The organism is Enterobacter sp. K16B (assembly GCF_020216105.1).
In the GTDB taxonomy this organism is placed as follows: Bacteria; Pseudomonadota; Gammaproteobacteria; order Enterobacterales; family Enterobacteriaceae; genus Enterobacter; species Enterobacter sichuanensis.
In genome coordinates this window covers 19,702-39,709 of sequence record NZ_JAIWJZ010000026.1, presented here as the reverse complement: position 1 = coordinate 39,709, position 20,008 = coordinate 19,702, and the positions used below count along the sequence as shown (strand labels likewise).

Here is a 20,008-nt window from a genome sequence, read left to right as displayed (position 1 = left end):
TAAGCGTTTATTTCACCAACGCCAGCAGTTCCTGGAGCAAGTGTTCCGGCTGCTCGCCGCTGAGTTCAGCGTCAACCGGCAGATACCACCAGTTATCTTTCGCAAAGAGACGGCATTTCACCGCATCTTTTTCAGTCATGATCAATGTCTGACCGGGCGTCGTCAGTGCGTCAACCTGTTCCACCGACAGCGCCTGATGATCGGCCAGCGGAACGCGTTTTTCAAGCCGGGCACCGCCCTGCTCCAGCGTCGAGAAGAAGCGGGGAGGATGACCAATACCCGCCATGGCGACGAGCGCAGGTAAATGAGAAACCGGACGACGTTCGCCCGTCACAAGATTGACGGCCATGCCAGGCTGGAGTTGCATAGGGATTTCGCCCGTTTTTGCCTCACCACCGTTCACGATCACCGCATCCACGGACTTCAGGCGTGAAGCCCGTTCTCGCATGGGGCCGGCGGGCAGCCACCAGCCGTTACCAAAAGGACGAACGCCATCAATGACCACAATCTCTTTATCACGCGCCAGCGCGTAGTGTTGCAGGCCATCATCCGTGATGATTATCTGTACTGCATGTTCGGCAAGCAGGGCCCGGACGGCATCGCTGCGCACTGGCGAGACCGCGACAGGGGCGCCAGTACGCTGGTAAATCAATACTGGTTCATCACCCGCCTCGGCGGTCGTGGTTTCCGCCGTCAGCAACAAAGGGTATTTCGCCGCTTTACCGCCATACCCTCGCGACACCACGCCGGGACGGATACCGCGCTGTTGCAGTTGCTCAACCAGCCAGATGACCACCGGGGTTTTACCGTTGCCACCTGCCGTAAGATTACCCACCACCACAACCGGTACCGGCGCGCGCCATGCCTGCTTCAGCCCCAGACGGTAAAGCAGACGAATAGCACCACTCACCAGGCCGTACAGCCAGGAGAGCGGCAGAAGCAGCAACCACAGCGGAGATTCACCGGACCAGATGCGTGCAATCATTCGCCGAACTGCATCTTATGAAGCTGAGCATAAACGCCGCGGTGTTCCAGCAGATCGGCATGGCTTCCGCGCTCAACAATGACCCCATCCTCAACCACGACGATTTCATCAGCCTGCTCGATAGTCGAAAGACGGTGCGCAATCACCAGCGAGGTACGGTTCTTTTGCAGCTCATCCAGCGCCGACTGAATCGCACGTTCTGATTCCGTATCCAGCGCAGAGGTCGCTTCGTCCAGGATCAGGATCGGGCTGTCACGCAGCAGCGCACGGGCAATGGCGATACGCTGACGCTGACCACCGGAGAGCAGTACGCCGTTCTCGCCAATGATGGTATCGAGACCGTTATCCATCTTGTTGATAAAGTCCATTGCATAGGCCATACGCGCGGCATTCTCAATCTGCTCACGGCTGTACTCTTCAGTGCGCGCATAAGCGATGTTGTTTGCCACCGTATCGTTGAACAGGTGCACGTTCTGGGAGACCAGCGCCACCTGGTTACGCAGCGACTGCAGGGTATACTCGCGCAGATCGTGGCCGTCTAACAGAATTTCACCTTCGTCAATGTCGTAGAAACGGGTGATCAGGCTGGCAATGGTCGATTTACCGGAGCCGGAACGGCCTACCAGCGCAACGGTTTTTCCTGCCGGAATGGTCAGGTTGATATTGCGCAGAGCCGGTGTTTCGCGGCCAGGATAGGTGAAGGTCACATTGCGGAACTCAACGTCACCGTTCGCGCGCTCAATGATGCGCTTACCTTCATCTTTTTCCTGTTCGGAATCGAGAATGCTGAACAGGGTCTGACAGGCCGCCATCCCGCGCTGGAACTGGGCGTTGACGTTTGTCAGGGACTTCAGCGGACGCATCAGGGCGATCATGGAGGAGAAGACCACGGTGATGGTACCTGCCGTCAGCGTCTCCATCACGCTTGGGAAGCTTGCCGCATACAGAACGAACGCCAGCGCCAGTGAGGCAATCAGCTGAATAATCGGGTCAGAGATGGAAGAGGCTGACACCATTTTCATTCCCTGCAGACGCATTTTGTTGCTGACTTTATCAAAGCGTTTTGTTTCGACGTCCTGACCACCAAAAATCAGAACTTCTTTATGCCCTTTCAGCATCTGCTCTGCGCTGGTGGTCACCTGTCCCATCGTATTCTGCATATTCTTGCTGATATTACGGAAGCGCTTCGACACGACGCGAATAGCCACGGACACGACCGGAGCCAGTACGATAAGGATCAGCGACAGCTGCCAGCTGTAGTAGAACATCATCACGAACAGGCCGATAATCGACGCACCCTCGCGCACAACGGTAATCAGCGCGCTGGAAGAGGAAGAGGCAACCTGCTCGGAGTCGTAGGTAATACGCGACAGCAACGTTCCGGTCGACTGTTTATCGAAGAACGCAACCGGCATGCCCATCATATGACTGAACAGTCGACGGCGCATGGTCATCACCACTTTTCCTGAAACCCAGGAAATACAGTAGCTGGAGATATAGCTGGTGATACCGCGTAAGATCATCAGTCCGATCACCACCAGAGGCATCCATAGCAGCACTGAGCGATCCGTTTTACCAAAACCGTCGTCCAGTAACGGTTTAAGAAGCGATAGCATAAAAGTATCGCTGGCTGCGTTGAGGATTAACGCTACACCCGCCACGATCAAGCCTGCTTTAAAAGGAGCAATCATCGGCCAGAGTCGGCGGAACGTTTGCCACGTGGAGAGATCTTTGTCGTTATGCATTCAAAAAACCAGCATTGTTGAAATAGCCGCATATTCTACCCGTTATCTCCGGGCGCGCCAAACCACTGATGATACCAGCGGGGTAAAATTTGTTCTCGCAAGCGTCGGATTTGCCAGTGATGTTGCGAGAATGTCACCGATATTTGTCCAGAATGAGGCGTATCATGCCAGAGATACCCCTCTTTTCGATAACGCCGCACGACTTTAGCCGACGGGAAATGCCACGCGTTGTAGCGGGCCGCCGAATCCAGTGCAATCTGCCCTTCCGCCCGCTGTACCAGTGGCAACGATGAAGACGTATTGCTGCCATGATGGGGAACTTGTATGAGCGTGGTCCTCAGATGACGCCAGTAATGGCTAAGCATAGCCTGTTCCGCAGGCGCTTCAATGTCCCCCGTCAGCAGAACACTCTGCTCACCGTCATCAACTTTTACCACACAGGAAGCGTTATTCCCCTGGGAGGGATAATTCTCTGGTGGCCAGTGAACGGTGATGGTAAGTCCCTGCCATTGCCAGCGTTGTCCCCGTAAACAAGGGCGATGACCTGCCTGACGTAAGGGGCTTCTTATCCACATTTCAGGCCAGGCTTTTTTCAGCGATACCAGGCCCCCTGCATGGTCGAGATGCTCATGACTGAGAATGACGCCTTCCGGCCGCAGGTGATGCCAGCGAAGCCACGGAATAATTAACCGCTGCGCGCTGTCTCCGCCCGGCCAGGCGAGCCCGGTATCATACAGAAGGGCTTTTCCCTGCCGTTCAATGACCATAGCCAGCCCCTGCCCTACATCCAGCATATGTAGCGTCCAGCTATCGCTTTTTGTTGTTCGCCACAGGGGATATGTCAACAGGACGCTGCCTGCCAGACAAACGGCAGGAACGATTTTCCAGGCACGAAAACGCCAGCCCGCGATGGCAAGCCAGGGCAGCAATGACAGGTACTGCCAGCGTTGATCCACATTTTGCCAGCCATCAGGCAGGCGCATCAGTAGCCAGAAGAGTCCCGCAAGCGACTTATCGGCCGCAAACCAGACGGCACTTTCTACCGCCGCCAGCGGCAGCAGATGGAGCAGCATACCGAGCAGGATCAGCGGCACGGAAACAAACGTCACCAGGGGAACGGCAAAGAGATTGGCAATAAGGGACGAGAGGCTGAAACCATGGAAAATCAGCACCTGCAACGGCATAAGCAGCAGCAACATTCCGACCTGTAGATATACGAGGTTCAGGAGTGGTCGTATCCGACGAACCCGGTGCCAGTGGGGAAGCGGTAACCACTGAAACCAAAAAATCAACGCAGCGACGGCAAATGCTGACAGGGCCAGACTTTGCGACAGTACGGCTAACGGATCGCTTAGCAGGATCGCCGCGATACAGCAAAACCATACCTGCCAGGGAGACCATTGACGAGCCGTAATACGCAACGTCGCGAGTACAGCAAGGGCGATAACCGTTCGCATTGCCGGTGGTTGTAAACCGGTAAGCCAGGCGTAAAAAGCGGCAAACGCCAACCCGGCCAGGAGAGGCATTTGCCAGCGGATCTGATGGGCGGGTAATAACAACTGGAAACCGCGAGCCAGTAACCAGACGATGGATGCTGCCAGTGCGATATGCAAACCTGAAATCGCCATGAGATGCAGCGTGCCGGTTTCTCGCATCAGATCTTTTATTTCCCGCGGGACATCCAGACGCTCCCCCATCCCCAACCCGAGGATAACCGCTCCCCATTGATAAGCAGAAAGCCGGTTTTGCAGTGACATCAGGTATTGCGCGCGCAGGCTGCAGCGTCCATCGACGCGTTCCGCATGGGTGAACCGCCCGCTCAGCGTTTGATGTTGAGCAAGAGCGCTTCGCTGGGCATCATAGCCTCCGTCGTTCAGTTCGCCGTGAACTGGCCTGAGTCTGAGCGTCATGGCCCAGCGCTGACCGGCACATACGTTCTGTGGCAGATCGTTGCCATACAGGGTTACGCCTGTGGACGCCCACCAGCGTTGACCATCCACGCTGAGAATGTTTCCCTGAAGCAGGGTTTTGCCATCGGTCGCGGTGATCTCGACCTCAGCCCGCACCGCGCCCGCGGTTAAATGCGCCATAGGCCAGACGCTCTCCTGCGCGGCAAGGATCCCCCATACACAAAATAACACCCCCATCCCCACATACTTCAGTTGCACGTTTCGCCGTGCAGCCAGCACGACACCACCCACAATCATTATCCAGACGAGATAACGTGATGGCAGCTCAGGTAACCAGAGCAAAGGGGTTATTGCCAGAATGGCGCAGATGCTCAGCGCGGGTATGCCCATTGCTACCTCCCTGTTTCAGGATGGCAGTATGTAAGCAGGCAGAGCGTGTTGTCAGGTGGGAAGACCAGGTTTTACAGCACGTGCCGTACTGTTTTTATCCGTTTGCAGAAACGGAAATGAAAAATGCGGGAGCTATTCAGAATGAAAACGTTAAGCACAAAAAAAGCACCCGCAGGTGCTTTCTTTCGAACCCAGTTTACCCCAAGGGATAAACTCAGTTGCCATAAATATTGGCGCGATCGCGCAGTTCTTTACCTGGCTTAAAGTGCGGAACGTACTTACCTTCCAGTTCGACTTTATCGCCCGTTTTCGGGTTACGCCCGGTACGTGGAGCACGATAGTGCAGAGAAAAACTACCGAAACCGCGGATTTCAATGCGCTCGCCCTGGGCAAGAGTGGAGGCCATATGCTCCAGCATCTCTTTTACGGCATCTTCCACTGCCTTGGCAGGGATATGCGGTTGCTGACTGGCAAGTCTTTCAATCAATTCTGACTTGGTCATGATTCCTCCGGTTCCTTTCAAACCAATTAGCTGAACAGCTCATTAAACAAGGGCGGCCGTAGCCGCCCTTTGTTATTGATTACAGGACGGATCCTGCAATCTGTCAAGTTTGCTCCTCATCCTTCGCGCTGTAAATGCGTTACAGCTCAAATGATGCTGAGAACCTGATATTACTCGCCTTTAGCTGCTTTGAAAGCTTCAGCCATTGCGTTGTTAGAGAAGTTTGCATCTTCCTGTTTGTTAACAGTTGCGATTGCATCTTTCTCATCAGCTTCGTCTTTAGCACGAACAGACAGGCTGATTGCACGGTTCTTACGGTCAACACCGGTGAACTTAGCTTCAACGTCGTCGCCTACGTTCAGAACCAGAGTGGCATCTTCAACGCGGTCACGGGAAGCTTCAGAAGCGCGCAGGTAACCTTCAACGCCGTCAGCCAGTTCTACGGTTGCGCCTTTAGCGTCAACTGCAGTCACTTTACCGTTTACGATTGCGCCTTTCTTGTTCAGTGCAACCCAGTTGTTGAACGGATCTTCCGCGAGCTGTTTAACGCCCAGGGAGATACGCTCACGCTCTGCGTCAACCTGCAGAACAACTGCAGCGATTTCGTCGCCTTTTTTGTATTCACGAACTGCTTCTTCGCCTGCAACGTTCCAGGAGATGTCAGACAGGTGAACCAGGCCATCGATGCCGCCGTCCAGGCCGATGAAGATACCGAAGTCAGTGATAGACTTGATTTTACCTTCAACACGGTCGCCCTTGTTGTGGGTTTCCGCGAACTGCTGCCATGGGTTGTTTTTGCACTGCTTCAGGCCCAGGGAGATACGACGACGTTCTTCGTCGATATCCAGAACCATCACTTCCACTACATCGCCAACGTTAACAACTTTGGATGGGTGGATGTTTTTGTTGGTCCAGTCCATTTCGGAAACGTGTACCAGACCTTCAACGCCTTCTTCGATTTCAACGAAGCAGCCGTAGTCAGTCAGGTTGGTCACGCGACCAGTCAGTTTGGTACCTTCTGGGTAACGCTTAGCGATAGCTACCCATGGATCTTCGCCCAGCTGTTTCAGGCCGAGGGATACACGAGTACGCTCGCGGTCGAACTTCAGCACTTTAACAGTGATTTCGTCGCCCACGTTCACGATTTCGCTTGGGTGCTTAACGCGTTTCCACGCCATGTCGGTGATGTGCAGCAGGCCATCAACGCCGCCCAGGTCAACGAATGCGCCGTAGTCAGTGAGGTTCTTAACGATACCTTTGACTTCCATGCCTTCCTGCAGGTTTTCCAGCAGCTGATCGCGTTCTGCGCTGTTTTCGGATTCGATAACGGCACGACGGGAAACAACAACGTTGTTACGCTTCTGGTCCAGCTTGATTACTTTGAACTCAAGCTCTTTGCCTTCGAGGTGCAGGGTGTCACGGACTGGACGAACGTCTACCAGAGAACCTGGCAGGAACGCACGAATACCATTCAGCTCAACAGTGAAGCCACCTTTAACTTTGCCGTTGATAACACCGACCACAGTTTCAGCTTCTTCGTAAGCTTTCTCCAGCGTGATCCATGCTTCGTGACGTTTAGCTTTCTCACGAGACAGCAGGGTTTCGCCGAAGCCGTCTTCTACTGCGTCCAGAGCAACGTCAACTTCGTCACCCACCTGGATTTCCAGCTCGCCCTGGGCGTTTTTGAACTGCTCTGCCGGAATGGCGGACTCAGATTTCAGACCGGCGTCAACCAGTACTACGTCTTTGTCGATAGCAACAACAACACCGCGAACGATGGAACCCGGACGGGTTTCGATTTCTTTTAAGGATTCTTCAAACAGTTGAGCAAAAGATTCAGTCATGTTTAATCTTCAGGTTAATATTAACGTCCACCTGGCTCCGTGCCGGATGGGGTTGTTTCACATACCCGCCGTCAATCCATTGCAGCGGGGGTACTGCTAAATCGGTCGCGATTACGCGAGTGCCAGTTTTTGGCGCGCATATTGTAGCGCTTTTTCAATCACTTGCTCAATAGTTAAACTGGTGGAATCCAGAACTAATGCATCTTCTGCAGGAACAAGTGGGGCGACGGCGCGGTTACGATCGCGGTCATCGCGCTCTTTTATCTCGGATAAAAGGCGATCAAAGTTAACACTAAACCCCTTCTCCTGCAACTGAAGCATGCGGCGTTGCGCACGTTCTTCCGAAGAGGCGTCAAGGAAAATTTTCACCGGCGCATCAGGGAATACCACGGTTCCCATATCACGCCCGTCCGCAATCAGACCCGGGGCTTCACGGAACGCGCGCTGACGGCGTAACAGCGCCTCACGAACGCGCGGGAAGGCCGCCACCTGGGAGGCGGCATTCGCCACTTCCTGCGTACGAATTTCGCCGCTCACGTCTTCCCCTTCCAGGATGACTTCGAGGTTGCCATCGGTCGACACGAAACGCACATCCAGATGCGCCGCCAACGGAACCAGCGCCTCTTCAGAGGCTACATCCACATGATGATGCAGTGCAGCCAGCGCCAGCACGCGATAGATTGCTCCCGAATCTAAAAGATGCCATTGCAATGCTTCTGCCATCGCTTTGCACAGCGTACCTTTCCCTGCGCCACTAGGCCCATCAATGGTGATTACCGGGGCAACTGCCGTCATCTTTTTCTCCTTAAATAAGGCATACCGTTTACATAAACGCCGCGCATTATACGCGCCAACGTGCGCAACTGTTACCTTTGCGTGCAAATTAGGGAATTAATGAAGCAGAGTGTAGAAGAAATGGGCGTGAATGAACGTCAGGAAGCGTAAGCAAATGCCGCATCGGGCGATGCGGCACGCTGTTATCAGGCCAGCGTACTGATGCGGGCCAGCTGCTCGAAGTAGTCCGGGAAGGTTTTCGCCGTACATTTTGGATCGAGGATGGTCACCGCGGTATCGGACAGCGCCACCAGCGAGAAGCACATCGCCATACGGTGATCGTTGTAGGTCCCAATTTCCGCGAACTGCAGTTTTGCCGGAGGTGTAACGCGAATGTAGTCTTCGCCCTCTTCCACTTCAGCTCCCACCTTACGCAACTCGGTGGCCATTGCGAACAGACGATCGGTCTCTTTCACGCGCCAGTTGTAGATGTTACGCAGCGTGGTGGTGCCTTTTGCAAACAGCGCCGCCGTGGCGATGGTCATCGCCGCATCCGGGATATGGTTCATGTCCATATCAATGGCCTTCAATTCACCGTGTGTACAGGAGATGAAATCATCGCCCCAGGTGACAATGGCGCCCATTTTCTCCAGCACGTCAGCAAAACGAATATCGCCCTGCACGCTGTTACGGCCAATGCCGGTCACTTTCACCGTGCCACCTTTAATCGCCCCGGCAGCCAGGAAATACGAAGCGGAAGAGGCATCCCCTTCCACCAGGTAATGGCCCGGAGACTGATATTGCTGGGCGCCGCGAACGACAAAACGCTGATAAGCCTGGTTTTCAACCTCTACACCGAAGGTCTTCATCAGATGCAGCGTAATATCAATGTACGGTTTGGAAACCAGATCGCCCTTAATAGTGATAACGGTATCCTGCGGTGCCAGCGGTGCGGTCATCAGCAGCGCCGTCAGAAACTGGCTGGATACGCTACCGTCAACCTCGACGTTACCGCCGGTAAAGCCCCCGCGCAGACGCAGGGGTGGATAATTCTCTTGCTCCAGATACTCAATCTGCGCGCCGCCCTGACGAAGGGCATCCACCAGATGGCCGATCGGGCGCTCTTTCATGCGCGGCTCGCCTGTCAGGACAATGTTGTTACTGCCCAGACACAGCGCTGCCGCCAGCGGACGCATTGCGGTCCCCGCGTTACCCAGAAACAGTTCAAGCTCATCAGCCGAGCGTAGCGCGCCACCGTTCCCCGTCACCTCGCAGCGGGTACGGTCGTCAGACAGCGTGTAATGAACTCCCAACGCTTTCAGCGCATTGAGCATATGGCGCACGTCATCGCTGTCCAGCAGGTTCGTGAGGACGGTGGTGCCGTTTGCCAGAGCTGCCAGCAGCAGAGCGCGGTTCGAGACACTTTTTGAACCAGGCAGATTGATGGTGCCATCTACCCGCGCGATAGGTTGTAACGTCAGGGATTCCATGAAACTTATCTCAACTCAACATAATAAAAACCCCGCAGCAGGGCTACGGGGGTGAAAACAGCGCAATTAACCGTGGCGACGTTCGAAGTCAATCATGAAATCGGTCAGCGCTTTAACGCCTTCCAGCGGCATGGCGTTATAGATGGAGGCACGCATGCCGCCCACCACTCGGTGGCCTTTCAGCGCGTGCAGACCTGCCGCGAAGGACTCTTCCAGGAAGACTTTATCCAGGTTGCTGTCCGCCAGCTGGAACGGCACGTTCATGCGCGAACGGTTGGCTTTCGCCACATCGTTACGATAGAAATCGCTCTTATCAATCACGCCGTACAGCAGCTCGGCTTTCTGCTGATTAACCTTGTCCATCTGCGCCACACCGCCGTTTTGCTTCAGCCATTTGAAGACCAGGCCGGACAGGTACCAGGCAAACGTCGGCGGGGTGTTGAACATGGAGTCGTTATCGTTCAGCACGGTGTAATCGAGAATCGACGGGCAGGATTTATGCGCTTTACCCAGCAGGTCTTCGCGCACGATGACGATAGTCAGGCCAGCAGGGCCGATATTTTTCTGCGCGCCCGCATAAATTACACCGTAGCGACTGACGTCAATTGGCGCAGAAAGAATGGTGGAGGAGAAATCTGCGGCAACCACTACGTCTTTGCCGAAGTTCGGGGTCTCGTCGATGGCGATACCGTCGATGGTTTCGTTCGGGCAGTAGTGAAGATACGCAGCGTTGTCAGAGAGTTGCCACTCGCTCATGGGCTTCACGGCGCGCAGACCGTCAACGGTCACTTTGGCGTCGATAACATTCGGCGTGCAGTACTTGTGCGCTTCTTTCACCGCACTGGCCGCCCAGTAGCCCGCATCAACGTAGTCCGCCGTCGTTTTATCACCAAGGATGTTCAGCGGCACGCCAGCAAACTGGCCGCGTCCGCCGCCATGGCAGAACAATACTTTGTAGTTCGAGGGAATATTCAGCAGATCGCGAAAATCCTTTTCTGCCTCTTCCGCCACCTGAATAAACTCTTTACCCCGGTGGCTGATTTCCATCACCGACGTCCCCAGACCGTTCCAGTCACAAAGTTCCTGTTGAGCCTGTTTAAGCACGTCTGCCGGTAACATTGCCGGACCTGAACTGAAATTAAAGACTTGAGCCATTTCCCCTCACCACGCTAAAAGCCATAAGTTATAACTGTGGATATCGGTTTTATCATTCAGTGACACGCGCCGCAATGTCTAAAACTTATGACCGGTGAAATGTGCCCCGCGTCACACAAAACAATCTGCCGCCTCGCTATCGCAAAACCGACAAAATGGCTGTCAGGTGATCCGTTTAGCCCGGCTAACCTTCGTCCATTCCGGATTTGCACAACGAGGGCATAATTGACGATCGCCAGGCTTCATGGCCACAACATGGCTACATCTTACGCAAGCGTAATCCCCTGCTTCGGGGACCGTCCTGAAACGCTCGATCAGCATATCCGGCAAAATACAGAGACCAGGCTTTACGTCCTCATCCGCGTAGTAATAGACGCTGATCTGCCCGTTAGTTTCCATTATCGCCAGACGCACCTGCCCGAGCTGTTCCACGCTGTTCAGGCGCAGCTCCATAAAGAACTCAAACTCGGTCATATTGGCACTCTGGACATTTTCCCAGGCCAGCTGACCGTCCTCGACGATCACGACCGGCTTTCCTTCAAGCAGATCTTCCAGCTTTTCGCTTTTCGACATCAGCCACATCACCAGGCGATAGAGGAGCGCCAGTGAGACAAAAACGATAAACACCGGCACCATCGGCACATCATCATAAAAAGCGACATCCCCCGCCGCTGAACCCAGCGTCAGGATGATCAATACTTCAAAAAGCGACATCTGCCGCACGCCGCGACGACCGGTGATTTTAAGAAACAGGAAGACCAGAACGAAGGTATACAGACTACGCAGCGCCACTTCGCCTAAAAATTCGGGAGGGACTTTATCAAACGCCATCCGCTGGAGATCGAATGCTTTCATTTTTCTATGCCTTAACAGTGAGTTACTGACAGTAAGCATAGCCCAGTCTTTTATTTTCGCCGGAGATAGCACCTGTCACGCAAAACCCGTATCATTGCGCGCTTTACGTACGATAAAAGTGAACGCCATGACTCAAACGTTTATCCCCGGCAAAGACGCCGCCCTGGAAGATTCCATCGCTCGCTTCCAGCAGAAACTGACCGACCTGGGTTTTAACATCGAAGAAGCCTCCTGGCTCAATCCGGTGCCGCATGTCTGGTCCGTACATATTCGCGATAAAGACTGTGCCCTGTGCTTTACCAACGGTAAAGGCGCGACAAAAAAAGCGGCACTGGCCTCTGCGCTGGGTGAGTATTTTGAGCGTCTGTCCACCAACTACTTCTTCGCCGATTTCTGGCTGGGTGAAACCATCGCTAACGGCCCGTTCGTTCACTACCCGAATGAAAAATGGTTCCCGCTGACCGAAGATGACGAACTGCCGGAAGGTATCCTGGATACGCGTCTGCGTGCGTTTTACGATCCTGAAAACGAACTGACCGCCAGCATGCTGATCGATCTGCAGTCCGGTAACGAAGATCGCGGTATTTGCGCCCTGCCATTCACCCGTCAGTCGGATGAGCAGACCGTCTATATCCCGATGAACATCGTCGGCAACCTGTACGTGTCTAACGGCATGTCCGCCGGTAATACCCGCAATGAAGCGCGCGTGCAGGGTCTGTCTGAAGTCTTCGAACGCCACATTAAAAACCGCATTATTGCCGAATCCATCAGCCTGCCTGAAATTCCGGCAGACGTGCTGGCGCGTTATCCGGGCGTGGTGGAATCCATCGCCAAACTGGAAGCCGAAGGTTTCCCAATCTTTGCGTATGACGGCTCGCTGGGCGGTAAATACCCGGTTATCTGCGTTGTGCTGTTTAACCCGACAAATGGCACCTGCTTCGCCTCCTTCGGCGCACATCCGGACTTCGGCGTAGCGCTGGAACGTACCGTGACCGAACTGCTGCAGGGCCGTAGCCTGAAAGACCTCGACGTGTTTACGCCGCCAACGTTCGACGATGAAGAAGTGGCTGAGCATACCAATCTGGAAACCCACTTCATCGACTCCAGCGGTTTGATCTCATGGGATCTGTTCAAACAGGACGCAGACTATCCTTTCGTGGACTGGAGCTTTGCCGGTACCACGGAAGAAGAGTTCGCCACGCTGATGGCCATCTTCAAATCCGAAGATAAAGAAGTCTACATTGCCGACTACGAGCACCTGGGCGTCTATGCGTGCCGTATTATTGTTCCTGGCATGTCCGACATCTACCCTGCTGAAGATCTGTGGCTGGCGAATAACAGCATGGGCGCGCATCTGCGTGAAACGCTGCTGGCACTGCCGGGCAGCGAATGGGAAAAAGAGGATTATCTGAACCTGATCGCCCAGCTGGACGAGGAAGGCCACGATGACTTCACACGCGTACGCGAGCTGCTCGGTCTGGCCACCGGCAAAGATAACGGCTGGTATACCCTGCGCATCGGCGAGCTGAAAGCGATGCTGGCGCTGGCGGGCGGCGATCTGGATCAGGCCCTGGCCTGGACCGAGTGGACCATGGAGTTTAACCAGTCGGTCTTCTCTGCCGAGCGCACCAACTATTACCGCTGCCTGCAAACCCTCCTACTTCTCGCGCAGGAAGAGGATCGTGAGCCGCTGCAGTATCTGAATGCTTTTGTGCGCATGTACGGTGCCGAGGCGGTAGAAGCGGCCAGCGCGGCGCTGAGCGGTGAAGAGCCGTTCTACGGTCTGCAGGCTGTTGACAGCGATCTAAAAGCCTTCCCGGCGCATCAGTCGCTGCTGAAGGCCTATGAGAAGCTGCAGAAAGCGAAAGCCGCTTACTGGTCAAAATAAGCGCACATAACATTACCAGCAGTAGGCGTATTCAATCAGCTGGGCTATATTACGGGGCAATTTCATTGCCCCTTTTTTTATTTTCTTCGGCAATGACTGTTGATTGTAATAATAAAGTTAATCATGGGTAAATATAATAATATCTATCCGGACTTTACTGTTACTTTTTATGGCTAATACTCCATATTAATTAACTGTTTCAGAGGTGGCCGAACGAAAAAATTCAACTCTTTTCACAACTTTTAAAATTTATTTTTATACGGATAATCAAACACTTACTCCGCATTTGGTGTAAAACCATACACACTGCGGGCCTATAAGCCAGGCGAGATATGATCTATATCAATTTCTCTTCTATAATGCTTTGTTAGTATCTCGTCGCCGACTTAATAAAGAGAGAGTTAGTGTGAAAGCTGACAACCCTTTTGATCTTTTACTCCCCGCTGCGATGGCAAAAGTCGCCGAAGAAGCGGGTGTCTATAAAGCAACGAAACACCCGATGAAGACGTTCTATCTGGCGATCACGGCTGGTGTGTTCATCTCTATCGCTTTCGTCTTCTACATCACCGCCACCACCGGTACTGCCGGAATGCCTTTTGGCATGGCCAAACTGATTGGCGGCATTTGCTTCTCACTGGGTCTGATTCTTTGCGTCATTTGCGGTGCCGATCTCTTCACCTCAACGGTGCTGATTGTCGTGGCAAAGGCCAGCGGAAGAATTACCTGGGGTCAGCTGGCACGTAACTGGCTTAACGTCTACGTGGGTAACCTGGTTGGCTGTCTGCTCTTTGTTTTGTTGATGTGGCTTTCTGGCGAGTACATGACCGCCAACGGCGGCTGGGGACTGAACGTCCTGCAAACCGCCGACCACAAAATGCACCACACATTTATTGAAGCCGTTGCTCTCGGCATCCTCGCGAACCTGATGGTCTGCCTGGCTGTATGGATGAGCTACTCCGGTCGTAGCCTGATGGACAAAGCCTTAATCATGGTTCTGCCGGTTGCGATGTTTGTTGCCAGCGGCTTTGAGCACAGTATCGCGAATATGTTCATGATTCCAATGGGCATTGTCATCCGCGACTTTGCAAGCCCGGAGTTCTGGACCGCAGTTGGTTCATCCCCGGAAAGTTTCTCTCACCTGACTATTATGAATTTCATTACTGATAACCTGATCCCTGTCACTATCGGGAACATTATCGGTGGGGGTCTGTTAGTTGGGTTGACATACTGGGTCATTTACCTGCGTGGCGACGATCATCATTGATGGTTTTCTCAGGCAGTAAATAAAAAATCCACTTAAGAAGGTAGGTGTTACATGTCCGAGCTTAATGAAAAGTTAGCCACAGCCTGGGAAGGTTTTGCGAAAGGTGACTGGCAGAATGAAGTCAACGTACGTGACTTCATTCAGAAAAACTATACCCCGTATGAAGGTGACGAATCCTTCCTGGCTGGCGCAACTGAAGCGACCACCAAGCTGTGGGACAGCGTGATGGAAGGCGTTAAACTGGAAAACCGCACTCACGCGCCAGTTGATTTTGACACCTCCGTGGCTTCCACCATCACTTCTCACGACGCTGGCTATATCAACAAAGCCCTTGAGAAAATCGTTGGTCTGCAGACTGAAGCACCACTGAAACGCGCAATCATCCCGTTCGGTGGTATTAAAATGGTTGAAGGTTCCTGCAAAGCGTATAACCGCGAGCTGGACCCAATGCTGAAAAAAATCTTCACCGAATACCGCAAAACCCATAACCAGGGCGTATTCGATGTTTACACCAAAGACATTCTGAACTGCCGTAAATCTGGCGTTCTGACTGGTCTGCCAGATGCCTATGGCCGTGGCCGTATCATCGGTGACTACCGTCGCGTTGCGCTGTACGGTATCGACTTCCTGATGAAAGACAAGTACGCGCAGTTTGTTTCCCTGCAGTCCGATCTGGAAAACGGCGTAAACCTGGAAGCGACTATCCGTCTGCGTGAAGAGATTGCTGAACAGCACCGCGCGCTGGGTCAGATCAAAGAAATGGCAGCGAAATACGGCTGCGATATCTCTGGTCCTGCAACCAACGCTCAGGAAGCTATCCAGTGGACCTACTTCGGCTACCTGGCCGCAGTTAAGTCTCAGAACGGTGCCGCAATGTCCTTCGGTCGCGTATCCACCTTCCTGGATGCCTACATCGAACGTGACCTGAAAGCTGGCAAAATTACCGAGCAAGACGCACAGGAAATGATTGACCACCTGGTCATGAAACTGCGTATGGTTCGCTTCCTGCGTACCCCTGAGTACGATGAGCTGTTCTCCGGTGACCCAATCTGGGCAACTGAATCTATCGGTGGTATGGGCGTTGATGGTCGTACTCTGGTAACTAAAAACAGCTTCCGCTTCCTGAACACCCTGTACACCATGGGTCCTTCTCCGGAGCCGAACATCACCGTTCTCTGGTCTGAAAAACTGCCTCTGAACTTCAAGAAATTCGCTGCTAAAGTGTCCATCGACACCTCTTCTCTGCAGTACGAGAACGATGACCTGATGCGTCCGGACTTCAACAACGACGATTACGCTATCGCTTGCTGCGTAAGCCCAATGGTTGTTGGTAAACAAATGCAGTTCTTCGGTGCGCGTGCAAACCTGGCGAAAACCATGCTGTACGCTATCAACGGCGGCGTTGATGAAAAACTGAAAATGCAGGTGGGGCCTAAGTCTGAGCCGATCAAAGGCGATGTTCTGAACTTCGACGAAGTCATGGACCGCATGGATCACTTCATGGACTGGCTGGCTAAACAGTATGTCACTGCGCTGAACGTTATCCACTACATGCACGACAAGTACAGCTACGAAGCCTCTCTGATGGCGCTGCACGACCGTGACGTTATCCGCACCATGGCGTGTGGTATCGCAGGTCTGTCCGTTGCTGCTGACTCCCTGTCTGCAATCAAATATGCGAAAGTTAAACCAATTCGTGACGAAGATGGTCTGGCTATCGACTTCGAAATCGAAGGCGAATACCCGCAGTTTGGTAACAACGACGCTCGCGTGGATGACATGGCGGTTGACCTGGTAGAACGTTTCATGAAGAAAATTCAGAAACTCACTACCTACCGTAACGCTATCCCGACTCAGTCTGTTCTGACCATCACCTCTAACGTTGTGTATGGTAAGAAAACCGGTAACACCCCAGACGGTCGTCGTGCTGGCGCGCCATTCGGCCCAGGTGCTAACCCAATGCACGGTCGTGACCAGAAAGGTGCTGTTGCCTCTCTGACATCCGTTGCGAAACTGCCGTTTGCTTACGCGAAAGATGGTATCTCCTATACCTTCTCTATCGTGCCAAACGCGCTGGGTAAAGACGACGAAGTGCGTAAAACAAACCTCGCGGGTCTGATGGATGGTTACTTCCACCACGAAGCGTCCATCGAAGGTGGTCAGCACCTGAACGTGAACGTAATGAACCGTGAAATGCTGCTCGACGCGATGGAACACCCTGAGAAATATCCTCAGCTGACCATCCGCGTATCTGGCTACGCAGTACGTTTTAACTCCCTGACCAAAGAACAGCAGCAGGACGTTATCACCCGTACTTTCACTCAGTCCATGTAAGTGGAAATGACTGAAATCACGCGTTAAAAAGCGTACAATAAAGGCTCCACGTCAGTGGGGCCTTTTTAGCACCCTCTCCACCTCAGTCTCTTTTGTCCGCTATCTATACTTTATGGATATCAGCCAAAACAGACTTCAACACAGCCGGTTTTGAGCTGTGCATACACAGGCCCCGGACGGGCCGATGCTGGAGATATCACCGCAATGTCAACTATTGGTCGCATTCACTCCTTTGAATCCTGTGGCACCGTCGATGGCCCGGGTATCCGCTTTATTACCTTTTTCCAGGGCTGCCTGATGCGCTGCCTGTACTGCCATAACCGCGACACCTGGGACACGCACGGCGGGAAAGAAGTGACCGTCGACGATCTGATGAAAGAGGTGGTGACCTACCGCCACTTTATGAACGCGTCCGGCGGCGGTGTGACGGCGTCCGGTGGCGAGGCCATTCTTCAGGCCGAGTTTGTCCGCGACTGGTTCCGCGCCTGCCACAAAGAAGGTATTCATACCTGCCTCGACACGAACGGTTTTGTGCGCCGCTACGATCCCGTTATTGATGAATTGCTCGAAGTGACCGATCTGGTGATGCTCGATCTCAAACAGATGAACGACGAGATCCACCAGAATCTGGTTGGCGTGTCCAACCACCGTACGCTGGAGTTTGCTAAATATATCTCAGCGAAAGGCATTAAAACCTGGATCCGCTACGTGGTGGTCCCAGGCTGGTCAGATGACGACGATTCCGCGCACCGCCTGGGCGAATTTACCCGCGACATGGGCAACCTCGAGAAAATTGAGCTTCTGCCCTACCATGAACTGGGAAAACATAAATGGGTGGCAATGGGCGAAGAATATAAGCTTGATGGCGTGAAGCCGCCGAAGAAAGAGACAATGGAGCGCGTGAAAGGTATTCTTGAACAGTACGGTCACAAAGTAATGTATTAGTATTAAAGAAAAGGCCCGGTAAAAACCGGGCCTTATTTATTCTATTTGAACACACCGTTAATAATGGTCGTCACCACAGCCGTGCTGAGTGCAATTAAGACCAGATCGTCACCGACCACGCGCCATTCATAGCCAGGATAGGAAGGCAGCTGGTCCAGCATAGAAGCCGGCACGGTTTTCTTCGCAATCCCCGGAGGCAGTGGTTTACCGCGTGCAAGGTTTTTCGCAATGCCCGGAGGCAGTGACTCATAGCCGGTTAAACCATAGTTCACCGCCAGATGACGGGCATGATCGAAGCTTACACGAGCATCGACATCATCGCTGACGCTTTTATTTGATTTACCCGGGTTGTCTGTATTGTGTTTACTACCATGGGTACTGGAATTTCCGTTACCGTGATTTCCGGAATTGCCGTGATTACCACCATTACCTTGTCCGCCACTGTTACCGTGACCACCACCGCCATTCCCGTTTCCAGGATTAGCCATGACCGGTGCTGTAGCAAACGTTAAAGACAACACTACTGCCAGTGCGGTAGTGGTTAAACGACGTGTAGCCATGATTGCTGCCTTTTAGTGATAGAACTCACCTGAATTATCGCCTGGCGCGGTAAACAAACAATGCGTAAAAGTCTTAGATGTGATGGGGACAATAAAGCCAGTCGATGACTGGCTTTTATTTAATCAGGCATGGGCCACTGGCGTTGGATGTTCGCCCGCTTTGCGCAGCAGCATCAGGAGATAAATAAACGACACGCTGGCGATCATGATGAACAGCAAATTGTCTGAATAATTCTGCATTAGCATCGCGGTAAACGTCGGCCCTAATAAACTGCCGATGGTATAGCTCAGTAAAAGCGCCTGGTTCATGGCCACCAGCTGATGATGTTCCACTTTCTCACAGGCCCAGGCCATCGCGACCGGATAGAGCGTGAAACCGGCAGCCCCAAGAATAAACAGCGCCGGTGCCATCGCGGCGTTGCTGAGCATGGCGAGGCATCCCATGATCACCACGAAGACCTGAACGCGCAGCACCAGCAGGCGGCCAAAACGGTCCGCCAGACGGCCAATAGGCCACTGGCCGAGAATGCCCGCACTCACCATCACCGCCATCCAGAAGCCGATCCCGGAATCGCTGACGCCCTGATGGTTCAGATAGAGCGGCATCAGGCCATAGAGCGAGCCCAGTACAATCCCGGAAATAATGCAGCCGTTTACCCCCAGACGTGCCTGCCGGAGTCTCAGCATTGGCCAGACGTGGGTGGCTTCCTGATGTTCGCTGTTCTGGTTCACAATACGCGTGAAGAGCAGCGGCAGGATCGCGGCCAGCACCATACCCGTCACCCACGGCAGAACGCTCATCAGGTCGGTTGGCAGCTTGCTGACCATCAGCTGTCCCAGCACGGTCCCCACGTAGTACACCATCATATAGGCTGCCAGCAGGCGCCCGCGGTTGCGCGACGTGCCGCTGCACATTAACGCACTTTCAACGACCACCCAAATCATCGCGCAGCCTACGCCGGCGATAAAACGCCACACCATCCAGCTCCAGAAGCCGACCATCAGGCCCAGCCCCGCACACCCGGCAGCGAAAATCAGCGAGGCCAGGTAATAGCTGCGGTTAAAGCCTAAGCGCTTAATAAGGCTCCCGGTCACCAGCGTCCCCAGCAGGTTTCCGGTAAAAAAGGACGAGCTGACCATACCCACCTGCCAGGTCGGTAAGTTTTCATGGGCGAGCCACAGCGGAACGAGCGTATTTAACACTGCGATCGCCAGGGTCAACAGCAGCAGGCCACAGAGCAACAGCAGCACTGGCCGGGTATAGGTGGTCATGGATTAAAAGCCGTGAGGAAGTTCAGATTTCGTGCGCATCATGCCACTGGCAAAAACAAAGTCAATCCACTGACTTAGCTGCCAGGCACAATATG

Annotated in this window: 15 protein-coding genes; 4 read left to right on the top strand and 11 right to left on the bottom strand. The window is 53.5% G+C overall.

Annotation, left to right across the window (positions count from 1 at the left end; translation table 11 throughout):
- Positions 1-7 precede the first annotated feature (7 nt).
- From lpxK to LDK53_RS06740, 9 genes are all read right to left on the bottom strand, one after another.
- Positions 8-985, bottom strand: coding sequence for a tetraacyldisaccharide 4'-kinase (lpxK, locus tag LDK53_RS06780; protein WP_225285091.1), 978 nt, complete (start codon positions 983-985; stop codon positions 8-10).
- Positions 982-2,730 carry a lipid A ABC transporter ATP-binding protein/permease MsbA gene (gene msbA, locus LDK53_RS06775; RefSeq protein WP_045284485.1) on the bottom strand — a complete coding sequence of 583 codons (1,749 nt, stop codon included), beginning with the start codon at positions 2,728-2,730 and terminating at the stop codon, positions 982-984. Before msbA ends, lpxK begins: the two co-directional genes overlap by 4 nt.
- Before the next feature lie 35 nt (positions 2,731-2,765).
- Positions 2,766-5,030: a ComEC family protein gene (locus tag LDK53_RS06770; protein WP_225285089.1), complete on the bottom strand. Its 2,265-nt coding sequence runs from the start codon at positions 5,028-5,030 to the stop codon at positions 2,766-2,768.
- A 214-nt stretch (positions 5,031-5,244) separates the two neighbouring features.
- Positions 5,245-5,532 carry an integration host factor subunit beta gene (gene ihfB / locus LDK53_RS06765; RefSeq protein WP_008499965.1) on the bottom strand — a complete coding sequence of 96 codons (288 nt, stop codon included), beginning with the start codon at positions 5,530-5,532 and terminating at the stop codon, positions 5,245-5,247.
- A gap of 170 nt (positions 5,533-5,702) precedes the next feature.
- On the bottom strand, positions 5,703-7,376 hold the full coding sequence (rpsA, locus tag LDK53_RS06760; protein ID WP_008499966.1) for a 30S ribosomal protein S1: 1,674 nt from the start codon (positions 7,374-7,376) through the stop codon (positions 5,703-5,705).
- A gap of 111 nt (positions 7,377-7,487) precedes the next feature.
- Entirely contained in the window at positions 7,488-8,171 is a 684-nt protein-coding gene (cmk, locus tag LDK53_RS06755) for a (d)CMP kinase (protein ID WP_013097305.1), read from the bottom strand.
- A gap of 185 nt (positions 8,172-8,356) precedes the next feature.
- Positions 8,357-9,640 carry a 3-phosphoshikimate 1-carboxyvinyltransferase gene (gene aroA, locus LDK53_RS06750; RefSeq protein WP_045284487.1) on the bottom strand — a complete coding sequence of 428 codons (1,284 nt, stop codon included), beginning with the start codon at positions 9,638-9,640 and terminating at the stop codon, positions 8,357-8,359.
- A 66-nt stretch (positions 9,641-9,706) separates the two neighbouring features.
- Positions 9,707-10,795 (bottom strand): 3-phosphoserine/phosphohydroxythreonine transaminase, encoded by a 1,089-nt coding sequence (gene serC, locus LDK53_RS06745; RefSeq protein ID WP_045284488.1) that lies wholly within the window; start codon positions 10,793-10,795, stop codon positions 9,707-9,709.
- A gap of 162 nt (positions 10,796-10,957) precedes the next feature.
- Positions 10,958-11,650 carry a DUF421 domain-containing protein gene (locus LDK53_RS06740; protein WP_025756012.1) on the bottom strand — a complete coding sequence of 231 codons (693 nt, stop codon included), beginning with the start codon at positions 11,648-11,650 and terminating at the stop codon, positions 10,958-10,960.
- Positions 11,651-11,777: 127 nt separating this feature from the next.
- Here LDK53_RS06740 and ycaO point away from each other — a divergent pair, with 127 nt between their 5' ends.
- From ycaO to pflA, 4 genes are all read left to right on the top strand, one after another.
- Positions 11,778-13,538, top strand: coding sequence for a 30S ribosomal protein S12 methylthiotransferase accessory factor YcaO (gene ycaO / locus LDK53_RS06735; protein WP_162185033.1), 1,761 nt, complete (start codon positions 11,778-11,780; stop codon positions 13,536-13,538).
- A 406-nt stretch (positions 13,539-13,944) separates the two neighbouring features.
- Positions 13,945-14,802, top strand: a complete 858-nt coding sequence (focA, locus tag LDK53_RS06730; RefSeq protein ID WP_008499974.1) for a formate transporter FocA — start codon at positions 13,945-13,947, stop codon at positions 14,800-14,802.
- A 51-nt stretch (positions 14,803-14,853) separates the two neighbouring features.
- Positions 14,854-17,136, top strand: coding sequence for a formate C-acetyltransferase (gene pflB, locus LDK53_RS06725; protein WP_045284490.1), 2,283 nt, complete (start codon positions 14,854-14,856; stop codon positions 17,134-17,136).
- A gap of 204 nt (positions 17,137-17,340) precedes the next feature.
- Positions 17,341-18,081 carry a pyruvate formate lyase 1-activating protein gene (pflA, locus tag LDK53_RS06720; RefSeq protein WP_225285086.1) on the top strand — a complete coding sequence of 247 codons (741 nt, stop codon included), beginning with the start codon at positions 17,341-17,343 and terminating at the stop codon, positions 18,079-18,081.
- Positions 18,082-18,122: 41 nt separating this feature from the next.
- Here the strand turns inward: pflA and LDK53_RS06715 are convergent, their stop codons facing one another.
- Positions 18,123-18,641, bottom strand: a complete 519-nt coding sequence (locus tag LDK53_RS06715; protein ID WP_225285079.1) for an anti-virulence regulator CigR family protein — start codon at positions 18,639-18,641, stop codon at positions 18,123-18,125.
- Between the two features lie 123 nt (positions 18,642-18,764).
- Positions 18,765-19,913, bottom strand: a complete 1,149-nt coding sequence (locus LDK53_RS06710) for an MFS transporter (RefSeq protein ID WP_025756017.1) — start codon at positions 19,911-19,913, stop codon at positions 18,765-18,767.
- Between the last annotated feature and the right edge of the window lie 95 nt (positions 19,914-20,008).